Source organism: Erwinia sp. LJJL01 (genome assembly GCF_047300805.2).
Taxonomy (GTDB): Bacteria; Pseudomonadota; Gammaproteobacteria; order Enterobacterales; family Enterobacteriaceae; genus Erwinia; species Erwinia aphidicola.
On record NZ_CP178576.1, the window covers coordinates 4,019,127 to 4,035,267 of the forward strand.

At 54.6% G+C, this 16,141-nt stretch carries 15 protein-coding genes, 2 tRNA genes and 1 other RNA gene; 10 read left to right on the forward strand and 8 right to left on the reverse strand.

Going from position 1 to position 16,141, the window contains the following annotated elements; all coding sequences use genetic code 11:
* Positions 1-30: 30 nt before the first annotated feature.
* Positions 31-1,887, reverse strand: a complete 1,857-nt coding sequence (gene sppA, locus ACLI4M_RS19845) for a signal peptide peptidase SppA (protein ID WP_133623757.1) — start codon at positions 1,885-1,887, stop codon at positions 31-33.
* Positions 1,888-2,057: 170 nt separating this feature from the next.
* Between sppA and ACLI4M_RS19850 the strand changes: the two genes are divergently transcribed.
* The 4 genes from ACLI4M_RS19850 to ACLI4M_RS19865 all read left to right on the forward strand — a co-directional run bounded on the left by ACLI4M_RS19850 (position 2,058) and on the right by ACLI4M_RS19865 (position 6,078).
* Positions 2,058-2,609: an NAD(P)H nitroreductase gene (locus tag ACLI4M_RS19850; RefSeq protein WP_048915913.1), complete on the forward strand. Its 552-nt coding sequence runs from the start codon at positions 2,058-2,060 to the stop codon at positions 2,607-2,609.
* Between the two features lie 155 nt (positions 2,610-2,764).
* Positions 2,765-3,811 carry a selenide, water dikinase SelD gene (selD, locus tag ACLI4M_RS19855; RefSeq protein ID WP_133623756.1) on the forward strand — a complete coding sequence of 349 codons (1,047 nt, stop codon included), beginning with the start codon at positions 2,765-2,767 and terminating at the stop codon, positions 3,809-3,811.
* Between the two features lie 18 nt (positions 3,812-3,829).
* On the forward strand, positions 3,830-5,752 hold the full coding sequence (locus ACLI4M_RS19860; protein ID WP_133623755.1) for a DNA topoisomerase III: 1,923 nt from the start codon (positions 3,830-3,832) through the stop codon (positions 5,750-5,752).
* Entirely contained in the window at positions 5,752-6,078 is a 327-nt protein-coding gene (locus tag ACLI4M_RS19865; RefSeq protein ID WP_099753646.1) for a YnjH family protein, read from the forward strand. Before ACLI4M_RS19860 ends, ACLI4M_RS19865 begins: the two co-directional genes overlap by 1 nt.
* A gap of 132 nt (positions 6,079-6,210) precedes the next feature.
* Here ACLI4M_RS19865 and xthA read toward each other — a convergent pair whose 3' ends face one another.
* The 6 genes from xthA to ACLI4M_RS19895 form a co-directional block, all read right to left on the reverse strand.
* Positions 6,211-7,017, reverse strand: coding sequence for an exodeoxyribonuclease III (gene xthA, locus ACLI4M_RS19870; RefSeq protein ID WP_048915916.1), 807 nt, complete (start codon positions 7,015-7,017; stop codon positions 6,211-6,213).
* A 123-nt stretch (positions 7,018-7,140) separates the two neighbouring features.
* Positions 7,141-7,225 (reverse strand) — tRNA-Tyr (locus tag ACLI4M_RS19875).
* Between the two features lie 27 nt (positions 7,226-7,252).
* Positions 7,253-7,384: non-coding RNA, RtT sRNA (locus tag ACLI4M_RS19880), on the reverse strand.
* Positions 7,385-7,425: 41 nt separating this feature from the next.
* A tRNA-Tyr gene (locus ACLI4M_RS19885) sits at positions 7,426-7,510 on the reverse strand.
* 144 nt (positions 7,511-7,654) lie between these two features.
* Positions 7,655-8,503 (reverse strand): formyltetrahydrofolate deformylase, encoded by an 849-nt coding sequence (purU, locus tag ACLI4M_RS19890; protein ID WP_048915918.1) that lies wholly within the window; start codon positions 8,501-8,503, stop codon positions 7,655-7,657.
* A 40-nt stretch (positions 8,504-8,543) separates the two neighbouring features.
* Positions 8,544-9,005: a YchJ family protein gene (locus ACLI4M_RS19895; RefSeq protein ID WP_133623754.1), complete on the reverse strand. Its 462-nt coding sequence runs from the start codon at positions 9,003-9,005 to the stop codon at positions 8,544-8,546.
* Positions 9,006-9,110: 105 nt separating this feature from the next.
* Between ACLI4M_RS19895 and rssA the strand changes: the two genes are divergently transcribed.
* The 5 genes from rssA (at position 9,111) to ACLI4M_RS19920 (ending at position 14,620) form a co-directional block, all read left to right on the forward strand.
* Positions 9,111-10,022: a patatin-like phospholipase RssA gene (gene rssA, locus ACLI4M_RS19900; RefSeq protein WP_048915920.1), complete on the forward strand. Its 912-nt coding sequence runs from the start codon at positions 9,111-9,113 to the stop codon at positions 10,020-10,022.
* A gap of 93 nt (positions 10,023-10,115) precedes the next feature.
* Positions 10,116-11,129: a two-component system response regulator RssB gene (rssB, locus tag ACLI4M_RS19905; protein ID WP_133623753.1), complete on the forward strand. Its 1,014-nt coding sequence runs from the start codon at positions 10,116-10,118 to the stop codon at positions 11,127-11,129.
* 193 nt (positions 11,130-11,322) lie between these two features.
* On the forward strand, positions 11,323-12,231 hold the full coding sequence (gene galU / locus ACLI4M_RS19910) for a UTP--glucose-1-phosphate uridylyltransferase GalU (RefSeq protein ID WP_048915922.1): 909 nt from the start codon (positions 11,323-11,325) through the stop codon (positions 12,229-12,231).
* A 26-nt stretch (positions 12,232-12,257) separates the two neighbouring features.
* Positions 12,258-13,598, forward strand: coding sequence for a UDP-glucose dehydrogenase family protein (locus tag ACLI4M_RS19915; RefSeq protein WP_048915923.1), 1,341 nt, complete (start codon positions 12,258-12,260; stop codon positions 13,596-13,598).
* Between the two features lie 14 nt (positions 13,599-13,612).
* Positions 13,613-14,620, forward strand: coding sequence for an NAD-dependent epimerase (locus ACLI4M_RS19920; protein WP_048915924.1), 1,008 nt, complete (start codon positions 13,613-13,615; stop codon positions 14,618-14,620).
* A gap of 125 nt (positions 14,621-14,745) precedes the next feature.
* Here the strand turns inward: ACLI4M_RS19920 and hns are convergent, their stop codons facing one another.
* The gene (hns, locus tag ACLI4M_RS19925) at positions 14,746-15,153 is read right to left on the reverse strand and encodes a histone-like nucleoid-structuring protein H-NS (RefSeq protein ID WP_048915925.1); all 408 of its coding nucleotides are present in this window, start codon (positions 15,151-15,153) and stop codon (positions 14,746-14,748) included.
* A 358-nt stretch (positions 15,154-15,511) separates the two neighbouring features.
* Here hns and tdk point away from each other — a divergent pair, with 358 nt between their 5' ends.
* Entirely contained in the window at positions 15,512-16,129 is a 618-nt protein-coding gene (tdk, locus tag ACLI4M_RS19930) for a thymidine kinase (RefSeq protein WP_048915926.1), read from the forward strand.
* The last annotated feature ends 12 nt before the right edge of the window (positions 16,130-16,141 follow it).

Genomic DNA, 16,141 nt, shown 5'->3' on the forward strand with positions numbered 1-16,141 from the left:
GATGGCCGGGCCGTTTAGTGCGTTAACTCACTACTTTACATCGCCACAGGTCAGGCAGAATGCATAGCGATTTTGCGGATCGTTGAGATTATCCAGCAGGCCTGGCTGCTTCTTCATCGCGGCCATGACGTCGAGCATCGGGGCAGGCAGATAAGCGCGCAGCGCCGCAGGCAGTGCTGCCTGTGCAGAAGCATCAACCTGGCTGAACAGCACGTCGATCATGCTCGGTTCATCCTGATACCAGTTCAGCTGTGGCTGCTGGATCTTCGCCAGCTCGGCAGCTTTCGCCACCGCGTCGTCGAAATCACCCAGCGCATCCACCAGACCGTTCGCTTTGGCATCGCTGCCGGTCCAGACGTGACCCTGTGCAATCTGATCGATCTGTTCTGGCGTTTTGTTGCGTGATTTTGCCACCAGACCAAGGAAGTTTTTATAGCCGTTTTCGATGGTCAGCTGCATCAGCTGCTGAACTTCCGGCGGCAGGGCTTTGGTACTGGCGACATCCGCCAGCGGAGACGTTGCCACGCCGTCGGTATGCACGCCGATAGCATCCAGTGAGTTCTCCACGGTGTTGATCACGCCGAAGATACCAATAGAGCCGGTCAGCGTATTCGGGCTGGCAATAATATAGTTAGCCGGAGTGGAAACCCAGTAGCCGCCAGATGCCGCCATGCCGCCCATGGAAACCACCACCGGTTTACCCGCGGCTTTTGCCGCCGCCAGCTCTTCACGGATAGTTTCAGAAGCGGTCACGCTGCCGCCAGGGCTGTTGACGCGGAACAGAATGGCTTTGATCTTCGGATCGAGGCGCGCTTCACGAATTTCCAGCGCGGTGGTATCACCCCCGACGCTGCCCGGGGTCTCTTCGCCGTCCATAATCGCCCCGTTCGCCACGATCACCGCGATATTGCCGTCGGTGGTTGGGGTGTTTTTCAGCGGATAGTCATAGATGCTGGTGCCGTTGTAATCCTTCGCCTCTTTATCCCAGCCAAAGGTTTTCACCAGCTGCTGGTCGACCACTGAAGGTGAGGCCAGCTCATCCACCAGCTTACTGTCTTTGGCGTACTGCGCGCTGTCGCCGCCCACTTTGTTCAGACCATCGAGCACGCCCTGAGCGCCAGGGAATACCTGATTGGCAGTGATCTGACGGTTTGCCGCCAGCGTATTGACATAGTTCTGCCACAGCTCGCCAACCCAGCGGCTGTCGGCATCGCGCGCGGCAGGGGACATATCATCACGCAGGAACGGCTCTACCGCCGATTTGTAGGTACCGACGCGGAACACGTGCGAGCTGACTTTCAGCTTGTCCAGCAGGGTTTTGTAATAGAGGCTGTTGGTGGCAAAGCCGTGCAGATCGACGGTGCCCTGCGGCGAGAGGGTGATCTTGTTGGCGAAGCTGGCGAGGTAGTACTGTGCCTGGCTGTAGCTGTCGCCGCTGGCATAGATTGGCTTGCCGCTGTCGCGGAACTCACGCAGCGCTTTACCAATATACTGCAGCGACGGCTGGTCAGCGCCCGCAAAGTTGTGCAGGTCGAGCACCATGCCGGTAATTTTATCGTCGTCTTTCGCCTGGCGAATGGCATCCACCACGTCGAACAGTGAGTTCTCTTTCAGACGATCGCTGCTGGCGCCTAACAGCTGTCGGCCAATCTTACTCAGCTTGTTGCTGACGGAAGGTTTATCTACCACCACGCCGCTGAGATCGAAGATCAGTGCGCCTTTCTGCACTTCAGCCGGTGCATTGGCGCTGCTGACGTGCAGCCAGATACCCACGCCAACCACGATCAGCAGAATAAGGAAGAGATTAAGGATAAATTCGCGAACAAAATTCAGGACTCGCCATGTCCACTTAAAAATGCCAGCGATCATTCGCCATAACACGCGCATAGATACTCCAGGGTCGCAATGAAATGCCAGAAGCAGAGGTCCGGGCAGGAATAGCACACATCCTAATTAGCAAGGGGGCAATTGTCAGCATGAAAAAGCGCAATGCTGTAACAAAACATCATCCTGTGCTAGTTTTTGCGGGATGAGAATCACTATCACAGGAGGACATCATGGACGCTCTGGATTTACTGGTTAATCGTCGTTCCGCATCACGGCTGGCAGAACCTGCGCCGACAGGTGAAGCGCTGGAGAACATTCTGCGCGCAGGTATGCGCGCGCCGGATCACGGCACTTTGCAGCCGTGGCACTTCACTATTGTCGAGAATGAAGGGCGCGATCGCCTGAGCGCGCTGCTGGAGAAGGTATCGCGAGATGCGCAGCTGGAAGAGAAAGCTATCGATAAGGCAAAAAATGCACCCTACCGCGCGCCGATGATTATTACGGTGGTCGCGCGTTGTGAAGAGCACCCGAAAGTGCCGCGCTGGGAGCAGGTGGTGTCGGCAGGATGTGCCGTGATGGCGATGCAGATGGCCGCTGCCGCACAGGGCTTTAACGGTATCTGGCGCAGCGGGGCGTGGACCGAAGATGAAGCGGTGCGCAGCGCGTTTAACTGTCGCCCTCAGGACGCCATCGTCGGCTTCCTGTACCTGGGAACCCCGCAGCTGAAATCATCCACCACCGTGTTAGCGCCCGACAGCGCCCCGTTTGTCAGTTATTTCTGAATGACATTTTCGCTGTTAGCAGGCAGGGTTGTGAGCGGCCCTGCAATTCGCCGGGATAATGAGCAAACAACGGGCAGAATCGTCGGTTAGTCTTATCACTCTCTGGCGAAAACGCTACCATGACTTCCGGTGAAGCTAACAGGGAACAGATCTTCATGAACTTAGATAATGTCCGTCTGACTCAGTACAGCCACGGCGCAGGCTGCGGTTGTAAAATCTCGCCTGCGGTGCTGGATACCATTCTGCACAGCGACCACCCGTTACGTAAGGACCCGCATCTGCTGGTGGGTAACGAAACCCGTGACGACGCGGCCGTATACGATCTCGGCAATGGCACCGCAGTGGTCAGCACCACCGACTTCTTTATGCCGATCGTGGATGACCCTTTTGATTTTGGGCGCATCGCCGCGACCAACGCCATTAGCGATATCTGGGCGATGGGGGGCAGACCGATTATGGCGATCGCCATCCTCGGCTGGCCGGTTAACCAGCTGCCGCCGGAGGTTGCCCGTAAGGTGATCGAAGGCGGGCGCAGCGTCTGCGAGCAGGCGGGGATTACCCTGGCGGGCGGGCACTCTATCGATGCCCCGGAGCCGATCTTCGGCCTGGCGGTCACCGGCGTCGTGGCCACCGATCAGGTGAAGCGCAACAGTGAAGCACGGGCAGGATGCCGCCTTTTCCTCACTAAGCCACTGGGCATTGGCGTTCTCACTACTGCCGAAAAGAGATCTCAGCTCAAGCCGGAGCATCAGGGGCTGGCGACGGCCACCATGTGCCAGCTCAATCAGATTGGGGCCGAGTATGCCGGTGAAGCGGGCGTCAGCGCGATGACCGATGTCACCGGCTTTGGTCTGCTCGGCCACCTCAGTGAGATGTGCCAGGGTGCCGGCCTGCATGCCGACCTGTGGTACAGTGCCATCCCGCGTTTGCCCGGAGTGGATGAATATATCGCCGCAGGCTGCGTGCCGGGCGGTACCGAAAGAAATTTCGCCAGCTACGGGCAGCTTATCGGCGCCATGACGCCCGCGCAGCGCCAGCTTCTCTGCGACCCGCAGACATCGGGCGGGCTGCTGCTGGCAGTACTGCCGGAAGCAGAGGCTGCGGTGCAGGCGATTGCCGCCGCGCAGCAAATTACACTCACCCCGATTGGTGAACTCCTGACGGCTCAGGCCGGAAGGGCCGTTATTGAAGTCAAACCCTGAGCAGGAACTCACCCCAGCATGCGTTTGTTTATTGCCGAAAAACCCAGCCTTGCCCGCGCGATAGCGGACGTTCTGCCTAAGCCGCACCGTCGTGGCGACGGCTTTATCGCCTGTGGGCAGGATCAAATGGTGACCTGGTGCGTAGGCCACCTGCTGGAACAGGCGCAGCCTGACAGCTACAACAGCCGCTTTGCCCGCTGGTCGCTGGCCGATTTACCGATTGTGCCGGAAAAGTGGCAGCTGCAGCCGCGTCCGTCGGTGGCAAAGCAGCTCAACGTGATTAAAGGTCTGCTGGAGCAGGCCAGTGAAGTGGTCCATGCCGGTGACCCGGATCGTGAAGGTCAACTGCTGGTGGATGAGGTGCTCGACTACCTGACCCTGCCGGCAGAAAAGCGGGCGAAAGTGCAGCGCTGCCTGATTAACGATCTCAACCCGCAGGCGGTTGAACGCGCCATTGGCCGCCTGCGTGAAAACCGCGAGTTTATTCCCCTGTGCGTCTCCGCGCTGGCGCGCTCGCGTGCAGACTGGCTTTACGGTATCAACATGACCCGCGCCTACACCTTACTGGGGCGCAACGCGGGCTATGACGGTGTGCTCTCCGTTGGGCGCGTTCAGACCCCGGTGCTGGGGCTGGTGGTACGGCGTGATGAAGAGATTGAGAACTTTGTCGCCAAAGACTTCTTCGAGGTCAAAGCGCATATCGTCACCCCGCTGGATGAACGCTTCGTGGCGCTGTGGCAGCCGAGTGACTCCTGCGAGCCTTATCAGGATGAGGAGGGCCGCCTGCTGCATCGCCCGCTGGCCGAGCATGTGGTGGCGCGTATCGACGGCCAGCCCGCGCTGGTGACCAGCTATAACGACAAGCGTGAAAATGACACTGCGCCGCTGCCGTTCTCGCTTTCGGCGCTGCAGATTGAGGCCGGCAAGCGCTTTGGCCTCAGCGCGCAGGCGGTGCTGGATACCTGCCAGCGCCTGTATGAGACCCACAAGCTGATTACCTATCCACGTTCCGACAGCCGCTATCTCCCTGACGAGCATTTCGCCGGGCGTCATGCGGTTTTGAATGCAATCAATGTTCATCAGCCGGACCTGACGCCTCCCGCTGATTTCAATAGCGATCAAAAAAATCGCTGCTGGGACGACAAAAAAGTCGACGCGCACCATGCGATTATCCCGACTGCGCGCAGCAGCAAGGTCAACCTGTCGGATAACGAGCAGCAAATCTACCGTTTGATTGCCACCCAATACCTGATGCAGTTCTGCCCGGATGCGGTGTACCGCAAATGCGTGATCGAGCTGGATATCGCCGGAGGCAAGTTTATCGCCAAAGCGCGTTTCCTGGCTGAGGCTGGCTGGCGTGCCTTACTCGGCAGCAAGGAGCGGGATGAGGAGAATGACGGTACGCCGCTGCCGGTGGTGGCCAGGGGGGATGAGCTGCTGTGCGAGCGTGGCGAAGTGGTCGAGAAGCAGACCCAGCCGCCGCGCCCGTTCACTGACGCTACGCTATTATCGGCGATGACCGGTATTGCCCGCTTCGTACAGGATAAAAATTTAAAGAAAGTGCTGCGTGCGACCGATGGTTTAGGTACGGAGGCAACGCGCGCCGGGATTATCGAGCTGCTGTTCAGACGCACCTTCCTGTTTAAGAAGGGGCGCTATATTCACTCCAGCCCGGCCGGACGCGCGCTGATCCATTCACTGCCGGAGATGGCCGCGCGGCCAGATATGACCGCGCAATGGGAGTCAACGTTGACTAAAATCAGTGAGAAGCAGTGTCGCTACCAGGACTTTATGCACCCTCTGGTGGAAACGCTGCACAGTTTGATCTCCCAGGCCCGTCAGCAGCCCGCCGCACATGCGTTTCGCGGCGTTACGGCTCCGGCAACGGTCGCCAAGAAAAAACCGCGACGTAAAGCGGCGAAGGAAAAGGAAAGCGAGTAATGAAAATGCATCTGGCACTGACACTGCTGCTGGCCGTTAGCTCATCGGCAATGGCCGAGCGCTATATCAGCAGCGGGCAAGGGCATGGCAACAGCGGCGGCAATAACGGTAACGGCGGCGCTAATGCGGACGTGGTAGTCGATATGCCGCCAGAAGTCTGGACGCAGGGGCAAAACAACAGCCAGCCCTGTAACCGCTGCTGCATCTATGAAAACCGCAACTATACGGAAGGGGCGGTGCTGAAGAGTGAAGGGGTACTGTTGCAGTGCGCGCGCGACCCGCAGTCGCTGGGCACTAATAATCTTATCTGGCGCATCGTCAAATAAACTCCCTTCCTCTTTCACGCTGCAGGTGTGTTGGCTGCCTCTATTCCCCAGGTCACTGACTCAGGTAAGCTCCCGGGGATTTATTCAGTTGCCGCCTTCCTGCAGCGCGAAATCTAATGGGGATTAGAACAATCAGTAGCTAAACTGGGCCCAGATCGGTGCGTGATCGGAGGGCTTTTCCATCGCGCGAATATCGTAATCAATCCCGGTTGCTATGCAGCGCTCCGCCAGCGGCTTGCTGGCCAGCACCAGGTCAATGCGCAGGCCGCGGTTATCGTCAAAGCCTTTTGAGCGGTAGTCGAACCATGAGAAGCGGTCGTTAACTTCGCTGTTCTGCGCGCGCCAGGTATCGACCAGGCCCCAGTTCATCAGGCGGTCCATCCATTCGCGCTCTTCCGGCAGGAATGAGCACTTACCGGTGCGCAGCCAGCGCTTGCGGTTATCCTCGCCAATGCCGATATCCAGGTCGGTGCTGCTGATATTCATGTCGCCCATAATCAGTACCTGATTTTCCACTTTCTGCTGCTGCTCAAGGTAGCTTTGCAGGTCGCGATAGAACTTCTCTTTCGCCGGGAATTTGGTCGGATGGTCGCGGCTTTCCCCTTGTGGAAAATAGCCGTTAATCACGGTGAGCGGGCCGGCTGGCGTTTGAATGTCCGCCATAATGATACGGCGCTGGGCGTCTTCGTCATCACCCTCGAAACCGCGACGCACGGCGATCGGCGGCTCTTTCGTCAGCAGTGCCACGCCGTAATGCCCTTTCTGACCGTGATAAAACACGTTATAGCCGAGTTTCGCCACGTCCTCGAGCGGGAACATGTCATCGTGAACTTTGGTTTCCTGCAGGCCAATCACATCTGGCTGATGCTGTTCGACAATAGCGGCAAGTTGATGAGGGCGAGCACGCAGCCCATTGATATTAAAAGAAACAAATTTCATAGCGCAGGCCATTTAGCGTCGGAAAAGATGGCGGAATGGTAGCAGAAGTCGGGGCGAGAAAGAAATATTGCTGCGATAGATGATGCAATCAGTAGGTGTACGAAGGGGGAGGAGATGTCGAAATGGTGGTGGGGGAAGGATTCGAACCTTCGAAGTCGATGACGGCAGATTTACAGTCTGCTCCCTTTGGCCGCTCGGGAACCCCACCAGGGGAAGCGTGTTAACAAGTGCAAATTCTCAGCCGTGGAAGGATTACTGCGTCGCTGCGCTCCTTGCCCTCCGGGCCGCCACAAGTGGCGTTGTCTCACTGCGTTCGACTCGAACCTCCGATGTCGAAGCTCCTCATCCTTCCCCGTGGGGAATATGAAAGCGTGAAACTCATTTTTAAATATGAAAACTATCTAAAAATGGTGGTGGGGGAAGGATTCGAACCTTCGAAGTCGATGACGGCAGATTTACAGTCTGCTCCCTTTGGCCGCTCGGGAACCCCACCACTGGCCTTACTGCTGTGCTTGTTAAGCGGGGCGCATCATATCAGATGAACTGACGCTGTAAAGCCCCGTTTAAGAGAAAGCGTTGCGATTGCCGTTTTTTTGCCCGCGCTGCTGTTTTGTCATACAAAACAGCAGCATCCGGCTTACAGGATGATGGTGCGGTTGCCGTAAACAAATACCCGCTGCGCCAGCACCTGGTAAAGTGCGCGGCTCAGCGCATTCTTCTCTACGTCACGCCCGGCACGCATCATATCTTCTGCGGTATAGGTATGATCGACGTGGATAACATCCTGCATGATGATTGGGCCTTCATCCAGATTGTCATTCACGTAGTGCGCTGTCGCACCGATGATCTTCACGCCGCGTTCATACGCCTGGTGGTAGGGACGAGCACCAATAAAGGCAGGCAGGAAGGAGTGGTGAATATTGATGATCTGGTTCGGATAACGCTGCACAAAGGCCGGGGTCAGCACGCGCATGTATTTTGCCAGTACCACATAGTCTGGCTGATAGCGGTCAATTTCCGCCGCCATGTTATTGTCGTGCTCTTCGCGGGTTAAGCCTTCGTGACTGACCAGGACAAACGGCACATCGAAACGCTCAACCAGCGTACGCAGCGTTTCGTGATTACCGATCACCGCCGCAATTTCAACATCCAGACCACCGTAGGCGCTTTTCATCAGCAGATCGCCAAGGCAGTGCGCCTCTTTGGTCACCAGAATAACAATACGGCGGCGGCCCGCTGGCTGCAGCTCGCGCACTGAACCAGCCGGCAGCGCGCTGTCAAGGTCGGCCAGCAGCGTGGTGTCGTTGAAAATGCCTTCCAGCTCGGTGCGCATGAAGAAGCGCCCGGTGCGGTGATCAACAAACTCATTATTCTGTACAATGTTCAGTTCGTGCTTGTAGCAAATATTGGTGATTTTGGCGATCAGCCCTTTTGCATCCGGGCAGATGGTCCGTAAAACTTTTCGTTGCAGTGTTTGCGCTTGCATTGCGATGGTAATCCTGTCGATACAATTGGGAAATCAGGGGTCAAGAGTGACCGCAGCATTTCTTGTATTTCTTGCCGGAGCCACATGGGCACCGATCGTTGCGCCCGATTGGCGGGAAGGTTCCGTCGATATAGTACCAGCGTTGCTCCTCGCGAAGAAAGCGTGAACGTTCATGAATAGAGCGTTCGCGCTGATTTTCAGAGAACCTGGCAAAAAAAGTCACATAACCCTGTTGGCCATCCGCGATAACTTCGCTGCTTAATACATTCAACCCGAGCCATTCGGTGTGGGCAAAACTCTCTTCTATACTGGCTGCAAAAGCAGAGGCTTGACATGACGGGTGCCAGGTTGCAACCAGGTAACCCACATCCTGTTTGACATAAGCACAGTAGCGCGAGCGCATTAATGCTTCTGGATGAGAAGGTTGCGCCGCACCGCTTAGAAACGGCTGGCAACATAGGCTATACTGCGATCCGCTACCGCACGGACAAAGTTCAGACACGTAAACTCCGATTAGCTAATAACAGGGTTAAAATTTTAGGCATCATGATAACCGGGCAGCATCGGTGATGCCATTTTGTTAGTGAATTTCATGCCAGAGGGTGGAATGAGACAGGTTAAAATCGGGCTAGCGCTGGGGTCGGGTGCCGCAAAGGGATGGGCACATATCGGGGTGATAAACGCTCTTGAACGCGCTGGCATCCGTATCGACGTCGTGGCCGGATGCTCCGTAGGTGCCCTGGTCGGGGCCGCATATGCCACGCAGCGACTGACGCTGATGGAGCGCTGGGTGCGCTCATTCAGCTACTGGCAGGTGATACGCCTGATGGATTTTTCATGGCAACGTGGTGGGCTGCTGCGCGGTGAGCGCGTGTTCAGCCACGTGCGTGAGCTGATCGGCAAAAATAATATCGAACAATGCGGTTTACCTTTCGGCGCTGTGGCGACTAACCTTAGTACCGGCCGTGAGCTGTGGCTGACGGAAGGCGACCTGCATCAGGCCGTGCGCGCATCCTGCAGCATGCCCGGTTTACTGGCACCTGTGAGCTGGAACGGTTACTGGCTGGTGGATGGCGCGGTGGTCAACCCGGTGCCTATTTCCCTGACGCGTGCGCTGGGCGCTGATATTGTGATTGCCGTGGATTTGCAGCACGATGCGCACCTGATGCAGCAGGATTTGCTGTCAGTGACGCCAGAATCCGGCGATGAGCATCCTCAACCGCAGCCTGACAGCTGGAGCGGCCGCCTGCGTCAGCGCATTAGCAACCTTAAGCTACGTAGAGTAAATCACACACCCGGCGCCATGGAGATTATGTCTACCTCTATCCAGGTGCTGGAAAATCGGTTGAAGCGCAATCGTATGGCGGGTGACCCACCAGATGTGTTGTTACAACCCTTCTGCCCACAAATTTCTACCCTGGACTTCCACCGGGCTGAAGAGGCCATTGAAGCGGGGAGACTGTCCGTTGAGAAAAAAATGGATGAATTGTTACCTCTGGTTCGCGACAGGCAACAATAGCGTGGTCAAAAAGCGACGACTTCAGCCAATTCTGAGAGGCGCAAAGAGCGTTTATAGACCACTATTGAGGTATCTGTTATGCAGGGGGAAGCAATGGAAAAACCATTAAGTGGAAAACATATTCTCATCGTTGAGGACGAAGTCGTTTTCCGTTCCCTGCTGGATAATTTCCTCACTGCGCTCGGTGCGGTGGTCACGTTGGCTGATGACGGTATACACGCACTTGAATCCCTGAGCCGTACTCTGCCGGACTTGATGATCTGCGACCTTGCCATGCCACGTATGGACGGTATCAAACTGGTGGAGCATCTGCGCAGCAAGGGAAACACATTGCCCATCCTGGTTATCTCTGCCACGGGAAATATGTCGGATATCGCCCACGTGCTGCGTCTGGGCGTGCAGGATGTGCTGCTCAAGCCGGTTAAAGATCTTGCTCGCCTGCGTGAAGCGGTGTTCGAGTGCCTCTATCCCTCAATGTTTACGTCTAAAGTGGAAGAGGACGAACAGCTGTTTCAGGACTGGGACGCGCTGGTCAGTGACCCGCAGGCTGCCGCCAAGCTTCTCAAGCAGCTGCAACCGCCGGTGCAGCAGACAATCGCTAACTGTCGCATCAACTATCGCCAGCTGACGATGGCAGAGCAGCCGGGACTGGTGCTTGACGTGGCGGCATTATCGGAACGCGATCTCGCTTTCTATTGTCTCGATGTCACCCGTGCCGGTGATAACGGCGTGCTGGCCGCACTACTGCTACGCGCTCTGTTCAATGGACTGCTGCAGGAGCAGCTTTCCGGTCAGGGGCAGCGCCTGCCCGAGCTGGGCGGCCTGTTAAAGCAGGTCAATTTGCTGCTGCGCCAGGCCAATCTGAAAGGTCAATTTCCACTGTTGGTGGGCTACTACCATCAGGGGTTAAAGAATCTGATCCTCGTTTCTGCTGGTTTAAACGCCACTCTCAACATTCATACCCACCAGATCCAGCTGAGCAATGGTGTCCCTCTTGGCACCATGGGCAGCACACATCTTAATCAAATCAGCCAGCGGTGTGATGCCTGGCAGTGTCAGGTTTGGGGCGCCGGAGGCCGACTGCGCCTGATGTTGTCTACGGATTAACCGCTGCTTCACTATTTTCATCTGGCCCTGGAAGACAGGGCCAGAGATAAGCTTTACACTTGGGTAATAGTCTTAATTTGCACTGAAAAGGTTTATCCAGGATAAATCCGCGTGGGTTCAACTGGTATACTCAACTCGTTTTTAACTCGACATATCAAGTAATAACTTGAACGGCCTAAAGAGAGGTACTTAGATGTCTGCCTATAAGTCCAAAGTAAAAAAAGCGGTTATCCCTGTTGCTGGTTTGGGAACGCGTATGCTGCCAGCCACCAAAGCTATTCCAAAAGAAATGCTGCCGCTGGTTGATAAGCCGTTAATTCAGTATGTCGTTAACGAGTGTATCGCTGCTGGGATCAACGAGATTGTGCTGGTTACGCACTCTTCTAAAAACTCGATTGAAAACCACTTCGATACCAGTTTCGAGCTGGAAGCGATGCTGGAAAAACGCGTTAAGCGCCAGCTGCTGGAAGAGATTCAGTCTATCTGCCCACCGCACGTCACCATCATGCAGGTTCGTCAGGGTCTGGCGAAAGGCCTGGGTCACGCGGTTATGTGCGCATGGCCAGTGATTGGCAATGAGCCCGTTGCGGTGATCCTGCCGGACGTTATTCTCGACGAATATGAGTCAGACCTGTCGAAAGATAACCTGGCTGAAATGATGAAGCGCTTCGACGAAACCGGTCACAGCCAGATCATGGTTGAGCCAGTCGCTGACGTGACTGCTTACGGCGTAGTCGACTGCCAGGGTGCAGAGCTGAAGCCTGGCGACAGCGCACCAATGGTGGGTGTGGTTGAGAAGCCAAAAGCGGACAAAGCGCCGTCTAACCTTGCGGTTGTTGGTCGCTACATTCTCTCTGCGGACATCTGGCCACTGCTGGCGAAAACCCCTCCGGGCGCCGGTGATGAGATCCAGCTGACTGACTCCATCGCCATGCTGATGGAAAAAGAGACCGTAGAAGCTTATCACCTGAAAGGTGTGAGCCATGACTGCGGCAACAAGCTGGGCTATATGCAGGCCTTCGTTGAATACGGTGTGCGTCACAACACGCTGGGCAGCGATTTTAAAGCGTGGCTGGAAAGCACCGTAGGCAATAAAAAGTAAGTTTAATTTCTAACCGGGACAATTCAATGAAAGTCACCGTATTTGGTATCGGCTATGTTGGTCTGGTTCAGGCTGCGGTTTTGGCCGAAGTCGGACATGACGTTCTTTGCATCGATGTCGACGAAAATAAAGTCGAGAATCTGAAGAAAGGGATCATTCCTATTTTTGAACCGGGCTTGACGCCGCTGGTTATGCAGAACTATGAGGCCGGACGCCTGAAGTTCTCCACTGACGCAGCAGCTGGCGTTAACCACGGGGTTATGCAGTTTATCGCGGTGGGTACGCCGCCTGATGAAGACGGTTCAGCGGACCTGAAATATGTTACCGCCGTGGCGCGTACCATTGCTCAGCATATGCAAGAGCATAAAGTGGTGCTCGACAAGTCGACTGTGCCAGTGGGTACGGCTGACCGCGTGCGTCAGGTAATGGAAGAGACGTTGAAAGGGCGAGGCGTAGAGCTGACCTTTGACGTGGTCTCCAACCCTGAGTTCCTGAAAGAAGGGGCAGCAGTCAGCGACTGTATGCGTCCTGAGCGTATTGTTATCGGTACGGATAACGACGAAGTGGTTGAACTGCTGCGCGAGCTGTATGAGCCGTTTAACCGCAATCACGATCGCATGATCCTGATGGATATTCGTAGTGCTGAGTTAACCAAGTATGCAGCCAACTGCATGCTGGCGACCAAAATCAGCTTTATGAATGAAATCTCTAACCTGGCTGAACGCCTGGGTGCAGATGTCGAAAAAGTGCGTCAGGGCATTGGCTCCGATTCACGCATCGGCTACTCATTCATTTATCCCGGCTGTGGCTACGGCGGCTCCTGCTTCCCGAAAGATGTTCAGGCGCTAATCCGTACCGCAGAGCAGATCGGCTACAAGCCACGTCTGCTGCAGGCGGTTGAAGACGTCAACGATTCGCAGAAGACCAAACTGCCGACGTTTATCAAGCGTCATTTCGGTGAGAATTTGCAGGGCAAAACCTTTGCGCTGTGGGGGCTGTCATTTAAGCCAAACACCGACGATATGCGTGAAGCTTCCAGCCGCGTGCTGATGGAGTCACTGTGGCAGGCGGGCGCAACCGTGCAGGCTTTCGATCCGGAAGCGATGGATGAAGCGCAGCGTATCTACGGTCACCGCAGCGATCTCAAGCTGATGGGAACCAAAGAAGCTGCCCTGCAGGGCGCAGATGGCCTGGTGATCTGTACCGAATGGCAGAACTTCCGCGCACCTGATTTTGACGTGATTAAAAATGCTCTAAAAGAACCCGTGATTTTTGATGGTCGTAACCTGTATGATCCAGAAAGAATCAGCAAGCGCGGTTTTGTTTATTATGCAATCGGCCGCGGAGCATCTCTTCAAACTGCATAATAAATGAGGGTAGTATGAAATATCTGGTTACCGGCGCAGCAGGCTTTATTGGCTTTCATGTCACCCAACGTCTGTTGGCTGCCGGTCACCAGGTTGTCGGTCTCGACAACCTGAATGACTATTACGACGTTAATCTTAAGACAGCCCGTCTTGACCTGATTAAAAACCACCCCGAATTCACCTTTGTGAAAGGCGATCTCGCCGATCGTGAAGGCATTGCCGAACTGTTCCGCGCTCAGCGCTTCCAGCGTGTCATTCACCTCGCCGCGCAGGCGGGCGTGCGTTATTCATTAGAGAACCCACTGGCTTATGCCGACGCCAATTTAATTGGCCATCTCAATATTCTGGAAGGGTGCCGCCATAACCAGGTTGAGCATCTGTTATATGCATCATCCAGCTCGGTGTATGGATTAAATCGTAAGATGCCATTCTCAACCGACGACTCGGTTGACCACCCGGTATCGCTGTATGCCGCGACCAAAAAAGCCAATGAGCTGATGTCCCATACCTATTCACATTTATATGGTATTCCTACCACTGGCCTGCGCTTCTTCACCGTTTATGGTCCGTGGGGGCGTCCGGATATGGCGCTGTTTAAATTTACCCGTGCGATGATTGCGGGTGAAAAAATCGACGTCTATAACCACGGCCAGATGCGTCGCGATTTCACCTATATTGACGATATTGCCGAAGCTATTCTGCGCTTACAGGATGTTATCCCACAGGCGGATATTAGCTGGACGGTTGAAAGCGGCAGCCCGGCAACCAGCTCTGCGCCTTACCGCGTATACAATATCGGCAACAGCCAGCCCGTTACGCTGATGTCGTATATCGAAGCGCTGGAGAGTGCGCTGGGGCAGACTGCGCAGAAAAATATGCTGCCTATGCAGCCGGGTGACGTGATGGAAACCAGCGCCGATACCAGCGCATTATATAAGGTGATCGGCTTCAAGCCGCAGACGTCAGTCGAAGAGGGGGTGGCGCGCTTTGTGGCGTGGTATAAAGATTTCTACCGCGTATAAGCCCACCAGCCCAAAGAAAAAGGAAGCCGTGATGGCTTCCTTTTTTTCTTTGCCTGGTGGCTGTAACAAAATGGGACGAAACGCCCCATTAAATTTAAGTCTAAAGAACCGGAGGTTGAGCGAAATTACAGCAGAAAGTCTTCCAGCTTCTTGCCTTGCTCTTCAATGGCTTTTTTGATTACGGCAGGTGTACGGCCCTGGCCGGTCCAGGTTTTGCTTTCGCCATTCTCATCGACATAAGAATATTTTGCCGGGCGCGCTGCACGCTTAGCTTTACCAGGGGCTTTAGCCGCAGCCAGAGTAGACAGTAATTCATTCGGGTCAATACCGTCTGCAATCAGCATATCGCGATACTGCTGCAGTTTACGGCTGCGTTCTTCAACTTCAGCCTGTGCCTGGCTCTCTTCTTCGCGGCGTTCGTTAACCACTACTTCCAGTTTTTCCAGCATTTCTTCCAGCGTTTCCAGGCTACATTCTCTCGCCTGAGCACGCAGCGTGCGGATATTGTTCAGGATTTTAAGTGCTTCGCTCATTGTCCAATTCTCTAAATTATATTGATGGGTTACTAATGCTCGATAATAATAGTGTCCGGCTATAAGAACTGCAATAGTTAATTTTGTAAGAAAAGTAGAAGTGCTAATAGTCAGGAATCTCTGACATGATAAAAGGCGATAAAATATGATTCACTGGCTAAATATCCTGCTGTGAAAAGAAGGGTGATGGTATGGAAACAGTGAATTCCATATCATCAGAAAATTGAAAAATCCTGTTAAGTTGTGCTGAAGCCACCTGTTCAACCACTATTTCTTCGGGTTATTGCAGGCGTGAAGGCTCTCGCTGCGGCGGTTTATGGTACACTGCCGCCATCTTGGTGATTCGGAGTAGGGGCTGATGGCTCAGCTATATTTCTATTATTCCGCGATGAATGCTGGAAAATCGACGGCTTTGTTGCAATCTTCTTATAATTATCGTGAGCGCGGCATGCGCACTCTGGTGTATACCGCAGAGATCGATAATCGCTTCGGCGCGGGTAAAGTGAGTTCGCGTATCGGCCTCTCTTCCCCAGCAAAATTGTATAATAAAGACACGTCGTTGTTTGCTGAGATAAGTGCTGAGCACCAGCGGGAAACCGTTCACTGCGTGCTGGTGGATGAAAGCCAGTTTCTGACGCGTGAACAGGTTAAAACATTATCCGAAGTGGTGGATGTTTTAGATATACCTGTACTTTGTTATGGCTTACGTACAGATTTTCGCGGCGAGTTATTTATCGGTAGCCAATACCTTTTAGCCTGGTCAGATAAACTGGTTGAATTAAAAACCATCTGCCACTGCGGCAGAAAAGCCAGCATGGTATTAAGGCTCGATCAGGACGGTAAGCCCTTTAAAGAAGGGGAGCAGGTGCAAATTGGCGGTAATGAGCGCTATGTATCCGTCTGCCGTAAGCATTACTACGAAGCGTTGGAGAGTGGTTCACTGCACGCCATTTATGGCAGCAAGGGGCCGGAGTAATAGTGATCTGCC

Coding starts and splice junctions, on each gene's coding strand:
- sppA (WP_133623757.1), bottom strand. CDS start 1,887: ATGCGCGTGTTATGGCGAATGATCGCTGGCATTTTTAAGTGGACATGG.
- ACLI4M_RS19850 (WP_048915913.1), top strand. CDS start 2,058: ATGGACGCTCTGGATTTACTGGTTAATCGTCGTTCCGCATCACGGCTG.
- selD (WP_133623756.1), top strand. CDS start 2,765: ATGAACTTAGATAATGTCCGTCTGACTCAGTACAGCCACGGCGCAGGC.
- ACLI4M_RS19860 (WP_133623755.1), top strand. CDS start 3,830: ATGCGTTTGTTTATTGCCGAAAAACCCAGCCTTGCCCGCGCGATAGCG.
- ACLI4M_RS19865 (WP_099753646.1), top strand. CDS start 5,752: ATGAAAATGCATCTGGCACTGACACTGCTGCTGGCCGTTAGCTCATCG.
- xthA (WP_048915916.1), bottom strand. CDS start 7,017: ATGAAATTTGTTTCTTTTAATATCAATGGGCTGCGTGCTCGCCCTCAT.
- purU (WP_048915918.1), bottom strand. CDS start 8,503: ATGCAAGCGCAAACACTGCAACGAAAAGTTTTACGGACCATCTGCCCG.
- rssA (WP_048915920.1), top strand. CDS start 9,111: ATGAGACAGGTTAAAATCGGGCTAGCGCTGGGGTCGGGTGCCGCAAAG.
- rssB (WP_133623753.1), top strand. CDS start 10,116: ATGGAAAAACCATTAAGTGGAAAACATATTCTCATCGTTGAGGACGAA.
- galU (WP_048915922.1), top strand. CDS start 11,323: ATGTCTGCCTATAAGTCCAAAGTAAAAAAAGCGGTTATCCCTGTTGCT.
- ACLI4M_RS19915 (WP_048915923.1), top strand. CDS start 12,258: ATGAAAGTCACCGTATTTGGTATCGGCTATGTTGGTCTGGTTCAGGCT.
- ACLI4M_RS19920 (WP_048915924.1), top strand. CDS start 13,613: ATGAAATATCTGGTTACCGGCGCAGCAGGCTTTATTGGCTTTCATGTC.
- hns (WP_048915925.1), bottom strand. CDS start 15,153: ATGAGCGAAGCACTTAAAATCCTGAACAATATCCGCACGCTGCGTGCT.
- tdk (WP_048915926.1), top strand. CDS start 15,512: ATGGCTCAGCTATATTTCTATTATTCCGCGATGAATGCTGGAAAATCG.